This is a genomic window from Nigerium massiliense, from assembly GCF_000826085.1.
Classification (GTDB): Bacteria; Actinomycetota; Actinomycetes; order Propionibacteriales; family Propionibacteriaceae; genus Propioniciclava; species Propioniciclava massiliense.
In genome coordinates this window covers 1136711-1154352 of record NZ_CCYM01000003.1, presented here as the reverse complement: position 1 = coordinate 1154352, position 17642 = coordinate 1136711, and the positions used below count along the sequence as shown (strand labels likewise).

Here is a 17642-nt window from a genome sequence, read left to right as displayed (position 1 = left end):
GCCCGCGCATGCTCGGGCATAGCCTGTCGCGTCCCCTTTTCTCGTCAGGAGCGCGATGCCCGAGCCCGTCCTCGACGCCGAACGCGCCCACCTTGAGGCGTCCCGCGCCGCGCTGAAGCAGATGCGCGCCGAGACGTCCCGCGGCTTCGAGCACGCGGTCGCCGGCAACGCCGTCTCAGCCCAGCACCTCAAACAGGTGCTGTACCGCCGCATGCGGGCCCTGGAGGACGACCCCGGCACCCCGCTGTTCTTCGGACGCCTCGACTACGACCGCGACCTGGGCGCCGAGTTGGACGAGACGCTCTACATCGGGCGCCGGCACGTCTCCGGCGAACTGGGCGGCGACCCGCTCGTCATGGACTGGCGCGCGGACATGGCCGTCCCGTTCTACCGCGCGAGCGCGACCGACCCGATGGGGGTGCGGCTGCGGCGCCGGTTCGGGTTCAACCAGGGCGTCCTGACCGCCTACGAGGACGAGGACCTCACCCGGACGCAGGAGACGTCCTCGCGGCTGCTGCAGGCCGAGATCGAGCGTCCACGCACCGGGCCGATGCGCGACATCGTCGCCACGATCCAGCCCGACCAGGACGTCCTCGTCCGCACCGACCTGGCGGAATCGATCTGCATCCAAGGCGCGCCCGGCACCGGCAAGACCGCGGTCGGCCTGCATCGCGCGGCTTACCTGCTGTACCAGTTCCGCTCACAGCTGGCCCGCTCGGGCGTCCTGGTCGTCGGCCCGAACGAGAACTTCCTGTCCTACATCGGCGACGTGCTGCCGGCCCTCGGTGAGATCGACGCCCGCCAGGAGACCCTCGAGACCCTGCTGGCCGACGCGACCGGCGCGCGCGTCCGCGCCGAGGACGCCCCCGCCGTCGCCACGCTGAAGGGCGACGCGCGCCTCGCGGACGTCCTCGAGCGGGCGGTCTGGGGCCAGCTCGTCGAGCCCACCGATGGCGTGACGGTGCCGCGCGGCTCGCGCCAGCTGCGCCTGTCGGCCGGCCGCGTCGCCGAGGCGGTCGAGGCGCTGCGCGGCATGGGCGCCCGCTACGAGACCGGACGGACGCTGCTGCCGCAACGCCTCGCGCACGCCGTCCTGCTGCAGCTGGAGGCGCTCGGCGACTCCACCGACGACCGGGTGCAGAACTCGGTCGCCAAGACGTCCGCGGTGAAGAAGGCCTGCGCCGCCGTCTGGCCGGTCGTGAAGCCGGCCGCGCTGTTGCACCGGCTGTTCAGCGACCCGGCGTTCCTGGCCGAGTCCGCCGACGGCATCCTGGACGCCGACGAGCAGCGCGCGCTGCTGTGGGTCAAGCGGCCGCGAACTCCCGGCTCGGCGCGCTGGAGCCTGGCCGATCTCGTCCTGCTCGACGAGCTCGCCGACCTGTTCGTGCGGACGCCGAGCCTGGGGCACGTGATCGTCGACGAGGCCCAGGACCTCTCGGCGATGGCGCTGCGCGCGGTCGGACGGCGGGCGTCCACGGGGTCGATGACCCTGCTCGGCGACCTCGCCCAGGCCACCACGGCGTGGGGCGTCACCGACTGGGCGGACGCGCTGACCCATGCCGGGGTGCCGCAGGCCCGGCTCACCGAGCTCGTGGAGGGCTTCCGGGTGCCCGGCCAAGTCATCGACTACGCCGCCCGCCTGCTGCCCGCGATCGCGCCCGGCCTCACCCCGCCCCGCTCCGTGCGGCACAACCGCGGCGAGCTCGCCCTGCGCGCGGTCGAGGACCCGATCGCCGCGCTCGCGGACGCCGTCGCCGAGCTGTTGGGGCGTGAGGGCACCGTCGGGGTCATCGTCCCCGACGCGGACGCCGACACCGCCCGCGCGGCGCTGACCGCCGCGGGCATCGCGTCCGACGACCTCGCCCGCGAGCACGACTTCGCCGAGCGGGTCGAGATCGTCCCGGCGAGCCTCGCCAAGGGCCTGGAGTTCGACCACGTCGTCCTCGCCGACCCGGCCGGACTGGTCGCCGCCGAGCCCGACGAGACCACCGGCCTGCGCCGGCTCTACGTCTGCCTCACCCGCGCGGTCACCTCGCTCGTCGTCCTGCACCGGGACGACCTGCCCGCGCTGCTGGGCGAGGAGGGTCGTCGTGCCGCGTAGGGACGTCGGGCTCGCGCTGCTGGTCGTCGTGACCTGGGGCGTGAACTTCGTCGCCGCGAAGATCGCGATGGAGTCGCTGCCGCCCCTGCTGATGACGGTGCTGCGGTTCGTGATGGTGGCGTTCCCCGCGGTGCTCCTCGTCAAGCCGCCGGGCAACGGCTGGAAGACCGTCGTCGGCGTCGGGCTCACCATGAGCGCCCTGCAGTTCGGCCTGCTCTACACCGGCATGATGCTCGGGCTGCCCGCGGGGTTGGCGTCCCTGGTGCTGCAGGTGCAGTCGATCTTCACCGTCGTCATCGCGGTGATCGCGCTGGGGGAGCGACCGACCGCGATCCAGGTCACCGGCATCGTCGTCGGCCTGGCCGGGATGGCGGTGGTGGGCTGGCAGTACATCGCCTCCGCGCCGGCGTTGCCGTTCCTGCTCGCGGTGGGCGCGGCGCTCTGCTGGGCGACCGGCAACGTCCTCACCCGGCGGCGTCCGCCGCGCAGCGGTTTCTCACTCGTGGTCTGGTCGGCCCTCGTGCCGCCGATCCCGCTTCTGATCGCGTCGCTGCTGCTCGAGGGACCGCAGCGCGACCTCGCCGCGCTCAGCCAGCTCTGCCTGCGTTCGTTCCTGGCGCTGTGCTTCATCGTCTACGGGGCTTCCATGCTGGGTTACGGCATCTGGAACATGCTCCTGTCGCGCCACCCCGCGGCCAGCGTCGCGCCCTGGTCGATGCTCGTTCCCGTCGTCGGCGCGGCCGCCGCGTTCTTCTACAACGGCGAGACGCCGACGGTGCCGGGCCTCATCGGCGCCGGCATCACCATCGCGGGCGTGCTCCTGGCGCTCGGCGTGGTGGAGGCGTGGCTGGCGCGGCGCCGCAGGGCGGGGGAGGACCCCGTCCCGATCGAGCCGCCGGGGCTGTGAGCGTGACGGGGGAGTTCTTCGTCGCCGCCGTCGTGCTGCGGGACGCCGCGGGCCGGGTCGCCATGGTGCGCAAGCGCGAGACCACCATGTTCATGCTGCCCGGCGGCAAGATCGAGCCCGGCGAGACCCCGGACGCCACCGCCTGCCGCGAGATCGCCGAAGAGTTGGGGGTCGCCCTCGACCGGGCGCACCTGGTCTCCTGGGGCTCCTACCGGACGCCGACGGCGAACGAGCCCGGCTTCGTCCTCAACTCCGACGTCTTCGCGTACACGGTGCCGGTGGCCGGCGCCGCCCCGGCCGCCGAGATCGTCGAGCTGGCCTGGGTCGACCCGGCCCAGGGGCCCGCCGACGACTGGGCGCCCCTGACCGTGGCGTTGCTGCCCCGACTGCGCGGCTGAGGGTTCAGTCGAGGTGCGGGTGCTTGCGCGGGGAGTGGTCGTGCTCCTCGACGTCGCGGTGCGCGTGCGCGGGGTCGTCCACGAAGGCGTCGCCCGGGTCGTGCAGCGAGCCCAGCCCGTACGCCGCCTCGAGGTTGGCCCGGGTGAGCACCTCCGCGGGCGGCCCCGAAGCCAGGACGTGGCCGGCCATCAGCACCACGTGATCGGCGGCGCGCGCCTCATCGATGTCGTGGGTGGTCAGCACCACCGAGTGCCCGCGCTCGCGCTCGCCGTGGACGATGTGGTCGATCGTCTTCGCCGAGACCAGGTCGAGGCCGGTCAGCGGCTCATCCAGCAACAACGCCTCGTGCTCCTGGGTGATGCCCTGCGCGACGTAGACCCGCTGCCGCTGCCCGCCGGACAGCTCGTCGAGGTGCCGCTTGGCGAGGTGCGAGACGTCCAGGCGCTTCATCGCGCGCTCGACCCGGTCGCGGTCCTCCTTGCGGAAGCGCCCGAACCAGCCCAGGGTGCTGTAGCGGCCCATCGCGACGACCTCGCGGACGGTGATAGGGGTGCCGGCCGGGAACGCCAGCGACTGCATGACGTAGCTGACCTTGCGGAAGGCCTGCTCGGGTGGCTCGCCGAGCACGGTGAGGCTGCCCGAGCGCGGCGCGATGACGCCGGCCAGCGCGTTCAGCAGCGTCGACTTGCCCGAGCCGTTGGGGCCGATGATCGCCGTCACGGCCTGCGCCGGGATCGTGAACGTGGACGGCCGCACCGCGACGTTCCCGCCGTACGCGAGGACGACGTCGCGCCCCTCGGCCAGCGTCTCCGAGACGGCGGGCGAGCCCGCGGCGCGGCTCATGCGCGGGCCTCCGCGGTCTGCTCGGCCGCGTCCCGGGTGCTGAGGTCGGCGGCGCGGGCGCGCCGCTCGGCGGCGTGACGCCGGCCACGGGTCAGCGCGAGCACGAGGAAGAAGAAGCCCACCGCCACCAACGACATGGACGCCGCGCCGGCCGTCCCCGCGTAGTAGCTGATGGTCAGCCCGAGCCAGACGGACAGGGACGCGATGATCATCGAGGTGATCATCATGCGCGGCACGGTGCGGCTGATGAGCGCGGCGGTGGCGGGCGGCCCGACGAGGAGGCCGAACACGAGCAGCGTCCCGACGGCCTGGAAGCTGCCGATGACCGCCGCCGCGATCATCACCAGCAGCATCGCGTGGGCCAGGCCGGGGCGCATCCCCAGCGTCGCGGCCTTGGTGGACGAGAACGACAGCGCCAGGAGCGGCCGGTACAGCAGCAGGGACGCGACGATCACCACGGCGGCGATGACGCCCTGGGAGACCAGGTCGTCGGTGGTGACGCCGAACGCGTCGCCGAACAGGATGCTCGTCAGGCTGCCGGTGTAGGCGCTCGACCGCGAGATGATCACCACGCCGAGCGCCATCATGCCGACGAACAGCAGGCCGATGGCGGTGTCTTCCTTCAGGGCGGTCTGCCGGTGGATCAGCTCGATGCCGCCGACCATGGCCAGCGCGGCGATCGAGGCGCCGAGGAACGGCGAGAAGTCGAAGACGATCGCCGCGGCGATGCCGGGCAGGACGCCGTGCACGAACGCGTCGCCGAAGAAGCTCATGCCGCGCAGCACCAGCCACACCCCGACGATCGAGCACATCAGGCCGGCGATCAGGCCGCCCATGAGCGCGCGTTGCTGGAAGCCCAGCGCGAAGGGTTCGATCAACCAATCCACGAGTGCCAAACCTACTTCAGCGCGCCGGCGACGGCCTCGGCGTCCTTGGTCATCATGCCCGCATACGTCTCCGCGCCGCTGCCTTGCGGCCCGACGCTGCCGACGTAGAGCGGGACGACCCGGACGCCCCGCCCGGTCTCCTGCGCCACGGACTCGACGAGCTTGGGGCTCACCGCCGTGTTGCTGAAGATGGCGGGGACGCCGGTCCTGCGCACCGTGGCGACGATCGCGGCCAGCTCGGCGGAGCTCGGCTCGGCGTCCGTCGAGCCACCCGGGACGACGACCCCGACGACCGTGAAACCGTAGGCGTCGGCGAAGTAGCCCATCGCGTCGTGGTCGGTGACCAGCGTCCGACGCTGCTTCGGGACGGCCTGCAGGGTCGAACGCACCGTCGCGTCGGTCTCGGTGAGCTTCGCCGAGACCTCGGTCGCGCACCGCGTGTAGCGGGCGTCGCCGGTGGCGTCCTTCAACTGGGTGCCGATGGCGGTGGCGGCCTTCGCCATCCGCTTGGCGTCCAGCCAGACGTGCGGGTCGTACGTCCCGTGCTCCTCGCCGCCCTGGGCGTGCGCCTCGTCGTGGGCGTGCTCGGCGAACGGGATCGGGTCGACTTTCGGCCCCACCTCGTAGACGCGGCCGCCGTCGCGCCGGACGTTGTCCAGGGCGGGCGTGAGGCCCTCCTCGAGGCCGAGCCCGTTGCTCACCACGAGCTTGGCCCGCACCATCTCCGCGACCTGGCGCGACGAGACGGAGAACGTGTGCGGGTCGTCGCCCGGCCCCATCAGCGTCGCGGACGTGCCGCCCGCGCAGGCGGTGATGTCGTGGACGATCGAGCCGAGCGGCGTCGTGGTGGCGACGGCGACCGGCGCGTCGCCGGGGCTCGCAGTGCACCCGCTGAGGACGAGCGCTGCGGCGCTGAGGATGGAGGCGGTGCGGCGCATGATGCTCCCTAATCAATAATGGTTCTCAATAATAGGCACAGGCGACGGCGGCGCGCCAAATCGGGCTGGCAAGATGGCGCCATGCTCATGCTGCCCGCCGGTCACCGTCGTGAGGCGGAGATCGAGGTGCGGCGCTCGCGCTTCATCGCGACGGTGGCCCGCGCCGACTCCGAGGAGGCGGCCCGCGCCGTCGTCGCGGACGTCCGCGGGGCCTTCCCCGACGCCCGGCACCACTGCTCCGCGTTCATCGTCGAGGTGCCCGGCGCCCAGCCGGTCGAGCGGTCCTCCGACGACGGCGAGCCCGCCGGGACAGCCGGCATGCCCATGCTCGAGACCCTGCGCGGGGCGGGGCTGACCCAGGTCGTCGCCGTGGTGACGCGCTACTTCGGCGGCGTCCTGCTCGGCACCGGCGGCCTTGTCCGGGCCTACTCGGACGCGGTGGCCGCCGCCCTGGACGGCGCTCCGCGCGTGCGGCCGGTGCGGCGTCCGCTGTTCCGGGTCGTGCTCGATCACGCGGACGCGGGGCGCGTCCAGGGCGAGTTGCTCAACCACGACGTGACGATCGTGGACGCCTCCTACGACGCCCGCGTCACGCTGACGCTCGCCGCGGGTGCCGGCGCCGATCTGCCGACCCTGGTCGCCGCGGCCACCCAGGGCGCGGTGGTGGCCGAGCCGGCGGGAGAGCTGGTGGACGAGGAGCCCGCGGAATGAGCGCGGCGCCGCCGGCGTTGGGCAGGGCGGACGAGTGAAGAGCGAGGTGGTCGTGTGGACCCGATGATGATGGGCGGCCCCACCGCCCGCGTGAACCCGGACGACCGGGCCCAGCTCGACCAGTCCCCGGTCTCCTTCCGCCGCGTCGCCGCGCTGTTCGGACGCCACAGCGGCCCCCTGGGCATCCTCACCGTCACGATCGTGGCGACCTCGATCATCGGCCTCGGCCAGCCGTTCCTGCTGCGCGCGATCATTGACGACGCGCTGCCGCACCGCAACACGGAGCTGCTCGTGTGGGCGGTCGCGGGCATGATCGGCATCGCGATCGTCACCGCGGTCCTCGGCGTCGCGCAGACCTGGATCGCCAGTTCCATCGGCGAGAAGGTCATGCATCGGCTGCGCGTCGACGTGTTCGACCACGTCCAGGGCCAGTCGATGGCGTTCTTCAAGCGCACCCGCGGCGGCGAGATCCAAAGCCGCCTGGTCAACGACATCGGCGGTCTGCAGAACGTCATCACGACCACGGCGACCTCCGTGGCGTCCAACTTCACCACGGCGGTCGCCACGGCCATCGCGATGGTCGCGCTCGACTGGCGGCTCTCGCTGATCTCCCTGGTGGTGTTGCCGCCGTCGATCTGGTTGACCCGCCGGGTCGCGCTGATCCGCCGCGACATCACCGCGCAGCGCCAGGCGGCGCTCGCGGACCTGCACGCGCAGGTGGACGAGGCGCTCAGCGTCAACGGCGCGATGCTCACCAAGACGCTCGGCGCCGCCCCTGCCCGGCTGGCGTCCTTCACCGAGACGTCGAGCGAGATCATCGACCTTGACCTGCGCTCCCAGCTCGCCGGCCGCTGGCGGATGGCGACGATGAGCATCGTCTTCGCCGCGATCCCGGCGGTGATCTACCTGGCCGCGGGGATGCCGCAGGTCGCCGGCACGATCTCGATCGGCACGGTCGTCGCGTTCACGGCGCTGCAGTCGAGCATCTTCCGTCCGATCATGGGGTTGCTCAACGTGGGCGCCCAGTGGATCAGCTCGATGGCCCTGCTCAGCCGCATCTTCGGCTACCTCGACCTCCCCGTCGAGGTGCCCGCTCCGACCGACCCCGTGCCCATGCCGCGCGACGCCGTCCGCGGCGACGTCCGCTTCGACGGCGTCGCGTACCGCTACCCGGACGGCGACCGGGACGTGCTGAGCGGCCTCGACCTCGTCGTGCCCGCCGGGACGTCCCTCGCGCTGGTGGGGGAGACCGGCTCGGGGAAGTCGACGATCGCGGCGCTGATGGTGCGGCTCGCCGACCCCACGGCCGGGTCGGTGACGATCGACGGCGTCGACCTGCGCGACATCGCGCCCGACCAGCTCGCCCGCGTCGTCGGCGTCGTCACCCAGGAGACGTACCTGTCGCACACGACGATCCGGGAGAACCTGCGTCAGGCCAACCCGGACGCCACCGACGAGCAGCTGTGGCAGGCGCTGCGCGCCGCCCAGGTGGACGGCGTCGTCCGCTCCCTGCCCGACGGAATCGAGACCATCGTCGGCGCGCGCGGTCATCGGTTCAGCGGCGGCGAGCGGCAGCGCATCGCCGTGGCGCGGACGCTTCTCGGCAACCCCAAGGTGCTCGTGCTCGACGAGGCGACCAGCGCGCTCGACACCGAGACCGAGCGCGAGCTGCAGGCCGCCCTCGACGTGCTGATCGAGGGGCGCACCACGCTGACGATCGCGCACCGGCTCAGCACCGTCCGCAATGCGGATCAGATCGTCGTCCTCGACCAGGGACGCGTCGTGGAGCGGGGGACGCACGAGGAACTCCTCTCCGCCGGCGGGGAATACGCGCAGCTCGCCGGGTGGCGCGCCCCCTTCCGGCCCCCGGGTACGCCGGTGCCACAATGAGCATCCATCGAGGGGAGCGTCCGTGCGGGTTGTCAAGGAAGTACCCGATCTGACGGCCTGCCGCGCGGTCTGGGCCGGCCCCGGCGTGATCGCCTGGCCCGCCTCCGCGCTGCCGCCCGGGCTCGACCCGACCGGGCTGGAGTGGCGGCTGCACTGGTCGCCCACCGGGGGCATCGATCCCCGCGCTCCCGAGCCCGTCGACTGGCCGAACGTCCGGCTCGCCGTCGGCGACCTGCCGGACGCGCTGGCGTCCCGGTTCCCACACCTGGCCGGCGACGTGGCCCTGCGGGTGCCGGCGGGGCTGGATCTCGCCGAGATCGTCCGCGGCCAGGTGGTCGTCGTCGTGCAGCGGCCCTCCGGCGTCCTGGTCAACGCGTCCGGCGTGCAGACGGCCGGCCTCCTCGACGTGCTGTACGCCGCCGCCGCGAAGGCCGAACTCGGGCCGACGTGGCGCGACGGCGTCCCGACGCTGCGGGTGTGGGCGCCGACGGCCCGGACGGTAGCGCTGCGGCTGGTCACGGACGGCGACCACCCCGACGGGGCCGAGGCCGGGCAGGCCCCCGAGGACCTGCTCCCCATGACCCGCGAGCCGGATGGCTGCTGGTCCATCATCGGCGACGCGTCCTGGCGCGACGGCGCCTACCGCTACGAGGTCGACGTGTACGCGCCGAGCTTCGACCGGGTCGTCCGCAACAGCGTCACCGACCCGTACGCGGTCGCGCTGACGCCGAACTCGACGATGTCGGTGCTCGTCGACCTCGCCGACCCCGGCCTGGCCCCGCGGCCCTGGCTCGCCAACGCCGCCCCGCGCTTGGCGAGCCCGGTCGACCAGACCATCTACGAGCTGCACGTCCGCGACTTCTCGCTCGGCGACCTGACGATCGAGCCCGCGCTGCGCGGCACCTACCGCGCCTTCACCTGCGAGGGGTTGGGAACCCGGCACTTGCGCCGGCTGGCCGGGGCGGGGCTCAACACCGTCCAGCTGCTGCCGATCTTCGATTACAGCACCGTGGACGAGAGCCGGGACCGCCAGGAGGTCGTGCGGCTCGAGCAGCTGTTCGGGCTGCCGCCCGATTCCGAGGAACAGCAGCGCCGGCTGCGGGCGTCCGCCGCGCGCGACGGCTTCAACTGGGGCTACGACCCGTGGCACTTCATGGCGCCGGAGGGTTCCCTGGCGACCCCGGACGGGGTGGCCGGCGGCGGGCGCGTCCGTGAGGTGCGGGAGATGATCGGCGCGCTGCACGGCATGGGCCTGCGCGTCGTCCTCGACCAGGTCTACAACCACACGGCGGGGGCGGGGCAGGGCGCCAATTCGGTGCTCGGCCGCATCGTCCCCGGCTACTACCACCGGCGCACGAACGACGGGTACGTGGCAACGTCCACCTGCTGCCCCAACGTCGCGACCGAGCACCGGATGGCCGCCAAGCTGATGGTCGACTCGGTCGTGCTGTGGGCGAAGCACTACAAGGTGGACGGCTTCCGCTTCGACCTGATGGGCCATCACAGCCGGGCCAACATGGTCGCGGTGCGGGCCGCCCTCGACGCGCTCACGCTCGAGGCCGACGGGGTGGACGGCCGCGCCGTCACCCTCTACGGCGAGGGCTGGGACTTCGGCGAGGTCTCCGGGAACGCCCGCTTCGAACAGGCCGTCCAGGGCCAACTGCACGGCACGGGGATCGGGACGTTCTCCGACCGGCTGCGCGACGCCGTCCGCGGCGGCAGCCCGTTCGACGCCGATCCGCGGCACCAGGGCTTCGGTTCTGGCCTGTGGACCGCGCCGAACGCGTCCACGTCGCAGGGCAACGAGTACGACCAGCGCGACCGGCTGCTCTACGCCGCCGACCTCGTCCAGCTCGGCCTGGCCGGCACGCTCACCGACGTCTCGTTCGTGTCCCAGCGCACCGCGACGGCCGTCCGGGGCGACCAGCTCGTCTACAACGGCAAGCCCGCCGGCTACGCCTGGGAGCCCGACGAGGCCGTCAACTACGTCGACGCCCACGACAACGAGACGCTGTTCGACGCGCTGACGATGAAGCTGCCCGCCTCGACCGCGATGCGCGACCGCGTCCGCGCCAACACGCTGTGTCTGGCGCTGGCGACGCTCGGACAGAGCGCGGTGCTGTGGCACGCGGGCACCGACTTCCTGCGCAGCAAGTCGCTGGACCGCAACTCCTACGACTCCGGCGACTGGTTCAACCGACTCGACTTCTCGATGACCGACAACGGGTTCGGCTCCGGGCTGCCGATGGCGGCCGACAACAAGGCGCACTGGCCCTACATGCGCCCGCTGCTCGCCGACCCGAGGCAAAAGCCGAGCGCGGACGACATGCGGCACGCGCACGACCTGGCCTGCGACCTGTTGCGGCTGCGCGCGTCCACCCGGATGTTCCGACTGGGCAGCGCGGCGGCGATCAAGCAGAAGCTGACGTTCCCGGTGTCGGGGACGTGGGCCCAGCGTCCCGGCACGATCGTGATGGCCGTGGACGACACCGTCGGCGAGCCCGTCGATGAGCGCTGGGCGCGGCTGGTCGTGGTGTTCAACGCCACCCCGTGGTCGTTGCGCCAGCAGGTGGAGCGGTTGCGGCCGGCGGTCTGGCAGTTGCACCCGGTGCAGGCCGGCGGCGCCGACCCGCTGGTGCGGCGATCGCGCTACGACGACGGCGTTTTCACCGTCCTGGGCCGCACGGCCGCGGTGTTCGTCGAGCCCCGCGCCTGAGACGTCCGCCCCGCAGGCGAAGGTTCGGTTGCACCGGCCGGCAATTTGGGACCAGCCCTGCCGTGGCCTTCGTGGTCTGGCATACGCTGGCCACAACCGACAGTCCGATTCGCCGCTGAAACGTGAGGTACCACATGACTGACCTGACCTGGAACGATCTCGACCGCAAGGCGGTCGACACCGCGCGGGTCCTCGCCGCAGACGCCGTGCAGAAAGTTGGCAACGGCCACCCGGGCACCGCCATCTCGCTCGCGCCGATCGCCTACCTCCTGTACCAGAAGGTGATGAACGTCGACCCCTCCGACGATCTCTGGCTGGGCCGCGATCGGTTCGTCCTGTCGGCGGGACACAGCTCGTTGACCCAGTACAACCAGCTCTTCCTGGCCGGCTTCGGCCTCGAGGTGGACGACATCGCCTCGCTGCGCACCTGGGGCTCTTTGACCCCGGGCCACCCCGAGGTGCACCACACCAAGGGCGTCGAGTGCACCACCGGGCCGCTGGGCGCGGGCGTCAGCAACGCCGTCGGCTTCGCGATGGCCGCCCGCCGCGAGCGCGAGCTCTACGACCCGAACTCCGCCCCGGGGGAGTCGGTGTTCGACCACTTCGTCTACGCGATCGCCGGCGACGGCTGCATGCAGGAGGGCGTCGCCTCCGAGGCGTCCTCGCTCGCCGCGACGCAGGATCTGGGCAACCTGATCCTCATCTACGACGACAACCGCATCTCCATCGAGGGCGACACCAAGATCTCGTTCTCCGAGGACGTCGAGGCCCGCTACGCGGCCTACGGCTGGCACACCCAGCACGTGGACTTCACGAACGGCTTCACCGAGTACGAGGAGAAGGTCCAGGAGCTCTACGACGCGATCGAGGCCGCGAAGAAGGTCACCGACAAGCCGTCGTTCATCAAGGTCACCACCGTCATCGGCTGGCCGCTGCCGACCAAGGCCGGCGACCACTCGGTGCACGGCTCGGCCCTCGGCGACGAGGAGGTCGCGGCGCTGAAGAAGGAGCTCGGCTTCGACCCGGAGAAGTTCTTCGACGTCGACCCCGAGGTGCTCGACCACACCCGCGCGAACGCCGCGGAGCGCGCCGCCAAGGCCCACGAGGAGTGGGACGCCAAGTTCGAGGCGTGGAAGAAGGCCAACCCCGAGCAGGCGAAGTTGCTCGACCGGGTCCTCGCGAAGGAGCTGCCGGCCGAACTCGACGGGGCGCTGCCCACCTTCACCGACGAGAAGATGTCGACGCGTAAGGCGTCCGGCAAGGTGCTCACCGCCATCGGCGCGGCGCTGCCGGAGCTGTGGGGCGGCTCGGCCGACCTGGCGTCCTCGAACAACACCACCATCGAGGGCTCCGGCTCGTTCCTGCCGTCCGAGCGTGGGTCGCACGACTGGGAGGCCCGCAAGGACGGCCGAACGCTGCACTTCGGCATCCGCGAGCACGCGATGGGCGGCATCCTCAACGGCATCAACCTGTCCGGCCTGACGCGCGCCTACGGCGGCACCTTCTTGGTGTTCTCCGACTACATGCGCCCGTCGGTTCGCCTGGCGTCCATCGGCAAGACCCCGACGGTGTTCGTGTGGACGCACGACTCCATCGGCGTCGGCGAGGACGGCCCGACGCACCAGCCGATCGAGCACGTCGCGTCCCTGCGGCTGATCCCCGGCCTCGACGTCGTCCGGCCGGCGGACGCCAACGAGACCGCGGCGGCCTGGAAGCAGATCCTCTCGCACACCGATCGCCCGGCGGGCCTGATCCTGTCGCGTCAGGACCTGTTGAACGTCGACCGGTCCGGCGGCGAGTACGCCTCGACCGACGGGGTCGCGAAGGGCGGCTACACCCTGATCGATGCGTCTGAGGGCGCGCCGAAGGTCGTGCTCGTCGCGACCGGCTCCGAGGTCGAGATCGCCCTCGCGGCGCGCGAGCAGCTGGAGGGTAAGGGCGTCCCGGCGCGCGTCGTCTCGATGCCGTGCGTCGAGTGGTTCAAGGAGCAGGACGACGCCTACAAGGCCGAGGTGCTGCCCGACGACGTCCCGCGGGTCAGCATCGAGGCGGGCGTCACCGACGGCTGGCGCGACGTCCTGGGTTGCAACAGCGCGTCGCTGGGCCTGGACCACTTCGGCGCCTCGGCCTCCGGCAAGGTGCTCTACAAGGAGTTCGGCATCACCGCCGAGGCCGCCGTCGAGCTGGCCGACAGCCTGCTGAAGTAACAACGAGCCGACGGCGCCGGTCCCACGTGGGGACCGGCGCCGTTCGCCTGCCCGAGCGGTTCCCGTGAGATCGGGCGGAGCCGCGACGGGGGCGGCTACATTGGGCGGCGAAGTTGACAGGTGTCCCTCATTTCGGGACGCGGCGGAGGGACGACGCAGATGGCAGCACGACGGGGGAGGCCCGCGCGGGTCGCCGTGATCATCGGGGCGGCGGCGCTGGTCGTGGTGGTGGCGGTCTACCTGTTCGGGGTGTCCCGCACCGGCGCGCAGCTCCCCTCGAACGCGACGGTCGCCGGCGTCCGGGTCGGCGGCATGACGCGTGAGCAGGCGGCCGAGGCGGTCCGCACGAAGCTCAGCGGCGCCGCCGCCCAGAAGATCACGGTGAGCGCCGGTGACACGTCGGTCACCCGCACCCCGGCCGGTCTGGGACTGAGCGTGGACTACGCGGCGTCGGTCGCCGCGGCGGGCGGCGCGCGCAGCTGGAACCCGCTCGTCGTCTGGGAGAACCTCACCGGCGGCCACGCCCACGAGCCGGTCGTCCGCGTCGACGAGGCGAAGCTGGCGGACGCGGTAGGCCTGCTCGCGAAGCGGTACGACCACGAGCCCGTCAACGCCCGCATCGTCGTCGACGGGACGACGCCGTCGCTGGTGAAGGGGTCGACCGGCGGCACCGTCCAGGTCGACGAGACCGGACGTCTCGTACGGCAGGGCTACCTCCACAGCACCACCGTGGCGGCGGCGGTGACCGAGGAGCAGCTCGACATCACCGACGCCGAGGCCCAAGACACCCTCGACAAGCAGGCCAAGCCCGCGCTGGCGTCCCCGGTCACGCTGACCGCGCAGGACAAGACGTTCCAGGTGACGCCCCCGATGCTCGCCCCCGCGCTGTCCTTCCCGGCCAAGGACGGCAAGCCGGCGATGGCCCTGGACGCCGAGAAACTCAGCGTCGCCGTCCGCCCGGCCCTGGCCAAGGCCGGCTTCACGACTCCGGTCGAGGCCCGCATCGTCATCGCCGATGGTAAGCCGACGATCGTCCCCTCCCAGGACGGCACGGGGGTCGACCCGGACGTGCTGGCCAAGGCGGTGACGCCGCTGCTGACGAAGACGTCCGGACGGACCGCCGCGGTGAGCGTCAGCCCGCAGCAACCCGCGTTCACCACCGCGCAGGCGCAGGCGCTCGGGGTGAAGGAGATCACCGGGCAGTTCAGCACCCGCTTCCCGGCGTCGGCCTACCGCGTGAACAACATCGGCAAGTCGGCCGGTCTGGTCAACAACACCCTGCTCAAACCGGGGGACACGTTCGACATGAACAAGATCCTCGGCCCGCGCACCACACGCCGCGGTTGGATGGCCGGCGGCGCCATCGACAACGGCCAGGTGGTCGAGCGGATGGGCGGCGGCATCAGCCAGACCACCACGACCGTCTTCAACGCGATGTTCTTCGCGGGCCTGGAGGACATCACCCACAAGCCGCATTCGCTGTACTTCAACCGCTACCCGATGGGCCGCGAGGCCACGCTCGACTACGTGTCGGTGCCGATGAGGTTCCGCAACGACAGCAAGTACGGCGTCCTGGTGCAGGCGTTCACCAACAACCCGCCGGTCGGCGGGAACGGCAAGGTGACCGTGCGGATGTGGTCGACGAAGGTCTTCGACGTGAAGGCCAGCGAGCCGGTGCAGAGCCAGTTCAGGCGGCCTGGGGAGCCCATCAAGGACGACAGCCTCGTGTGTTCGCCGCAGAGCGCCAAGACGGGCTTCCGCGTCGACTACAAGCGACTCTTCTACCAGGGCGGCAAGCTCGTGCGCGCCGAGCCGTTCCACTGGACCTACAATTCGCTGACCCCGCGTGAGTGCACCAACCCGGACGCCCGCCGCGACCGCGTCGTCCGCTGACCGCCGCGGCCGACGGCGCCGATAGGCGGCGTGTGCCGAACGGTGGGTCGACCGGCAGAGGCCGCGCGCCGCGCCGGATCAGTGTCTCGGGAACGGCGCGAAGCCGGCGGCGCGCAACGCGGCGTCCGGCTCGTCGAGCACCAGGCAGGCGCTGCGCGCGCCCATCCGGGTCGCCCACCAGCAGGCCGCCCGGACGGCCTCGAGCCTCGCGGTCCCGTCCGGGACCACGACGACCCACTCGCCCTCGAACCGTGCCCGGAGCCCGTCGAACGCGGCGGTCTCGCCCCAGGCGGGGACGTCCGCCGGGGCGTCCACGCCGGCCAGCAGGTCGCTGAGCCGGGCCACCCACCAGGACCCGTCGGGCGCGCCGGCCCGGGCGACCAGCCCGGCGAGCAGGTCCGGGGGAGTGGCCAGCGGGTTGCGGCCCCGGGCGGGGTCGACGCGCTTGCCCGCGACGAGGGTCTCGCGGCCGAGGTCGTGGGTGATCCCGCGGCGGTCGACGATCGCGATCCGGGCGTCGTCGACGGCCGTGACGAAGCCGATCACGTCGGTCGGGACGCCGTCCTCGGCGCCCCGGATGCTCACGCGTTCGCCGGTCCGCAGGCCGGGGAGGAGACGGTCGGCGTGGTCCATGGACGTGCTCCTGACTGTGTGGTTTTCGCGGGGTAGAGTGTGGCGCGGACGGCTCAGCATAAGGGCCCGATCTTCAGGAGCGATTTCATGACCTATGTCATCACGCAGCCCTGCGTTGACATCAAGGATCTTGCGTGCGTCGAGGAGTGCCCCGTCGACTGCATCTACGAGGGCAACCGCATGCTCTACATCCACCCGGATGAGTGCGTCGACTGCGGTGCGTGCGAGCCGGTCTGCCCGGTCGAGGCGATCTACTACGAGGACGACGTCCCCGCCGACCAGGCCGGGTACTACGACGTGAACGTCCAGTTCTTCGACGGCATCGGCAGCCCCGGTGGCGCGGCCAAGCAGGGCCCCATCGACAAGGACCACCCGGTCGTCGAGGCGCTGCCTCCGCAGGGCGAGTGACCACGCCGGTCTCCGGGCGGCTCCCTGATTTCCCCTGGGACACGATCGCGGGCGCCAAGGGGCGCGCGATCGCCTATTCCGGAGGCATCTGCGACCTCTCGGTCGGGACGCCGATCGATCCGGTGCCGCAGATTGCGCTCGACGCCCTCGCCGAGTCCGGGCCCTCCTGGGCCGGTTACCCCACGGTCTGGGGGACGCCCGAGGTGCGGAGGGCGATCGTCGACTACCTGCGTACGCGCTGGGATTCGGTCGACCTGACCGACGACAACGTGGTGTCCGTCCCCGGGACGAAGGAGCTCGTCGCGCACCTTCCGCTGCAGCTGGGGCTGGGCCCGGGCGACGTCGTGGTGATCCCGACCACCGCCTACCCGACGTACGAGGTCGGCGCGCGGCTGTGCGGCGCCACGCCGATCGCGTGCGACGACCCGGCGCGCATGGCCGCGCTGAACCCGGCGCTTATCTGGATCAACAGCCCCGCGAACCCGCACGGCCGCATCCTGGACGCCGACGAGCTTCGCGCCTGGGTGGACGCCGCCCGCGCCTGCGGGGCCGTCCTGGCCTCCGACGAGTGCTACGGCGAGTTCGGCTGGGACGCCGACCCCGTCTCGGTGCTGCGCCCCGACGTGTGCGGCGGCCGCCCGGACGGGATCCTCGCCGCGTTCTCGCTCTCGAAGCGCTCGAACGTCGCCGGCTACCGCTTCGGCTTCGTCGCCGGCGACGCCGCGCTGACCGCCGAGTTGCTGGCGGTGCGCAAGCACTCCGGGCTGATGGTTCCGGGGCCCGTGCAGCAGGTCGCCGCGGCGCTGCTGCGCGACGACGCCCACGTCGAGGAGCAGCGGCAGCGCTACCTGCGCCGGCGCGGCGTCCTGCGGCCGGCGCTCGAGGGCGCCGGGTTCCGCATCGATCACTCCGAGGGCTCGCTCTACCTGTGGGCCACGCGCGGCGAGAACTGCCGCGTCACCGTGGACGCCCTGGCCGACCTGGGCATCCTGGTCGCGCCCGGAGACTTCTACGGCGAGAGCGGCGCCGAGCATGTCCGGGTGGCGATGACCGCGTCCGACGAGCGCATCGAGGCCGCCGCTCAGCGTCTCCGCGAGCGCTGAGCAGCC

General features: G+C 72.1%; 14 protein-coding genes. 10 read left to right on the top strand and 4 right to left on the bottom strand.

Going from position 1 to position 17642, the window contains the following annotated elements; translation table 11 throughout:
- Positions 1 to 55: 55 nt before the first annotated feature.
- From BN1187_RS11805 to BN1187_RS11795, 3 genes are read left to right on the top strand one after another with little or no spacing between them, the layout of a single operon-like run.
- Positions 56 to 2101 (top strand): HelD family protein, encoded by a 2046-nt coding sequence (locus tag BN1187_RS11805; RefSeq protein WP_040161954.1) that lies wholly within the window; start codon positions 56 to 58, stop codon positions 2099 to 2101.
- The gene (locus BN1187_RS11800) at positions 2091 to 3008 is read left to right on the top strand and encodes an EamA family transporter (protein ID WP_040161952.1); all 918 of its coding nucleotides are present in this window, start codon (positions 2091 to 2093) and stop codon (positions 3006 to 3008) included. The genes BN1187_RS11805 and BN1187_RS11800 overlap by 11 nt, the downstream gene beginning before the upstream one ends.
- Before the next feature lie 2 nt (positions 3009 to 3010).
- Entirely contained in the window at positions 3011 to 3406 is a 396-nt protein-coding gene (locus BN1187_RS11795) for an NUDIX hydrolase (protein ID WP_040161950.1), read from the top strand.
- A gap of 4 nt (positions 3407 to 3410) precedes the next feature.
- Here BN1187_RS11795 and BN1187_RS11790 read toward each other — a convergent pair whose 3' ends face one another.
- Genes BN1187_RS11790 through BN1187_RS11780 form a run of 3 tightly spaced genes read right to left on the bottom strand, consistent with a single transcriptional unit; the run spans position 3411 to position 6075 of the window.
- On the bottom strand, positions 3411 to 4250 hold the full coding sequence (locus BN1187_RS11790) for a metal ABC transporter ATP-binding protein (RefSeq protein ID WP_072042061.1): 840 nt from the start codon (positions 4248 to 4250) through the stop codon (positions 3411 to 3413).
- Positions 4247 to 5137 carry a metal ABC transporter permease gene (locus BN1187_RS11785; protein WP_082034675.1) on the bottom strand — a complete coding sequence of 297 codons (891 nt, stop codon included), beginning with the start codon at positions 5135 to 5137 and terminating at the stop codon, positions 4247 to 4249. Before BN1187_RS11785 ends, BN1187_RS11790 begins: the two co-directional genes overlap by 4 nt.
- Before the next feature lie 11 nt (positions 5138 to 5148).
- On the bottom strand, positions 5149 to 6075 hold the full coding sequence (locus BN1187_RS11780; RefSeq protein WP_052462645.1) for a metal ABC transporter substrate-binding protein: 927 nt from the start codon (positions 6073 to 6075) through the stop codon (positions 5149 to 5151).
- An 81-nt stretch (positions 6076 to 6156) separates the two neighbouring features.
- Here BN1187_RS11780 and BN1187_RS11775 point away from each other — a divergent pair, with 81 nt between their 5' ends.
- The 5 genes from BN1187_RS11775 to BN1187_RS11755 all read left to right on the top strand — a co-directional run bounded on the left by BN1187_RS11775 (position 6157) and on the right by BN1187_RS11755 (position 15492).
- Complete coding sequence (locus BN1187_RS11775; protein ID WP_052462644.1) at positions 6157 to 6786, top strand: IMPACT family protein; 630 nt, start codon at positions 6157 to 6159, stop codon at positions 6784 to 6786.
- Positions 6787 to 6849: 63 nt separating this feature from the next.
- Positions 6850 to 8676, top strand: a complete 1827-nt coding sequence (locus BN1187_RS11770) for an ABC transporter ATP-binding protein (RefSeq protein WP_097677356.1) — start codon at positions 6850 to 6852, stop codon at positions 8674 to 8676.
- A 22-nt stretch (positions 8677 to 8698) separates the two neighbouring features.
- Complete coding sequence (gene pulA, locus BN1187_RS11765) at positions 8699 to 11392, top strand: pullulanase-type alpha-1,6-glucosidase (protein ID WP_052462643.1); 2694 nt, start codon at positions 8699 to 8701, stop codon at positions 11390 to 11392.
- A 134-nt stretch (positions 11393 to 11526) separates the two neighbouring features.
- On the top strand, positions 11527 to 13599 hold the full coding sequence (gene tkt / locus BN1187_RS11760) for a transketolase (protein ID WP_040161947.1): 2073 nt from the start codon (positions 11527 to 11529) through the stop codon (positions 13597 to 13599).
- A gap of 159 nt (positions 13600 to 13758) precedes the next feature.
- Positions 13759 to 15492 (top strand): VanW family protein, encoded by a 1734-nt coding sequence (locus BN1187_RS11755; protein ID WP_082034673.1) that lies wholly within the window; start codon positions 13759 to 13761, stop codon positions 15490 to 15492.
- A 78-nt stretch (positions 15493 to 15570) separates the two neighbouring features.
- Here BN1187_RS11755 and BN1187_RS11750 read toward each other — a convergent pair whose 3' ends face one another.
- On the bottom strand, positions 15571 to 16125 hold the full coding sequence (locus BN1187_RS11750; protein ID WP_040161944.1) for a hypothetical protein: 555 nt from the start codon (positions 16123 to 16125) through the stop codon (positions 15571 to 15573).
- Between the two features lie 87 nt (positions 16126 to 16212).
- On the opposite strand from BN1187_RS11750, the gene fdxA reads away from it, so the two are divergent.
- Together fdxA and dapC are read left to right on the top strand one after the other, a co-directional pair.
- Positions 16213 to 16533, top strand: a complete 321-nt coding sequence (fdxA, locus tag BN1187_RS11745; protein ID WP_040161942.1) for a ferredoxin — start codon at positions 16213 to 16215, stop codon at positions 16531 to 16533.
- A complete protein-coding gene (dapC, locus tag BN1187_RS11740; protein ID WP_040161940.1) occupies positions 16530 to 17636 on the top strand; it encodes a succinyldiaminopimelate transaminase in 1107 nt (368 codons plus the stop codon). Before fdxA ends, dapC begins: the two co-directional genes overlap by 4 nt.
- Positions 17637 to 17642 lie beyond the last annotated feature (6 nt).

What these genes read in the sequence shown, in the direction of transcription:
- BN1187_RS11805 (WP_040161954.1), top strand. Translation starts at nt 56, where the DNA reads ATGCCCGAGCCCGTCCTCGACGCCGAACGCGCCCACCTTGAGGCGTCC.
- BN1187_RS11790 (WP_072042061.1), bottom strand. Translation starts at nt 4,250, where the DNA reads ATGAGCCGCGCCGCGGGCTCGCCCGCCGTCTCGGAGACGCTGGCCGAG.
- BN1187_RS11780 (WP_052462645.1), bottom strand. Translation starts at nt 6,075, where the DNA reads ATGCGCCGCACCGCCTCCATCCTCAGCGCCGCAGCGCTCGTCCTCAGC.
- BN1187_RS11775 (WP_052462644.1), top strand. Translation starts at nt 6,157, where the DNA reads ATGCTCATGCTGCCCGCCGGTCACCGTCGTGAGGCGGAGATCGAGGTG.
- BN1187_RS11770 (WP_097677356.1), top strand. Translation starts at nt 6,850, where the DNA reads ATGATGATGGGCGGCCCCACCGCCCGCGTGAACCCGGACGACCGGGCC.
- tkt (WP_040161947.1), top strand. Translation starts at nt 11,527, where the DNA reads ATGACTGACCTGACCTGGAACGATCTCGACCGCAAGGCGGTCGACACC.
- BN1187_RS11755 (WP_082034673.1), top strand. Translation starts at nt 13,759, where the DNA reads ATGGCAGCACGACGGGGGAGGCCCGCGCGGGTCGCCGTGATCATCGGG.
- BN1187_RS11750 (WP_040161944.1), bottom strand. Translation starts at nt 16,125, where the DNA reads ATGGACCACGCCGACCGTCTCCTCCCCGGCCTGCGGACCGGCGAACGC.
- fdxA (WP_040161942.1), top strand. Translation starts at nt 16,213, where the DNA reads ATGACCTATGTCATCACGCAGCCCTGCGTTGACATCAAGGATCTTGCG.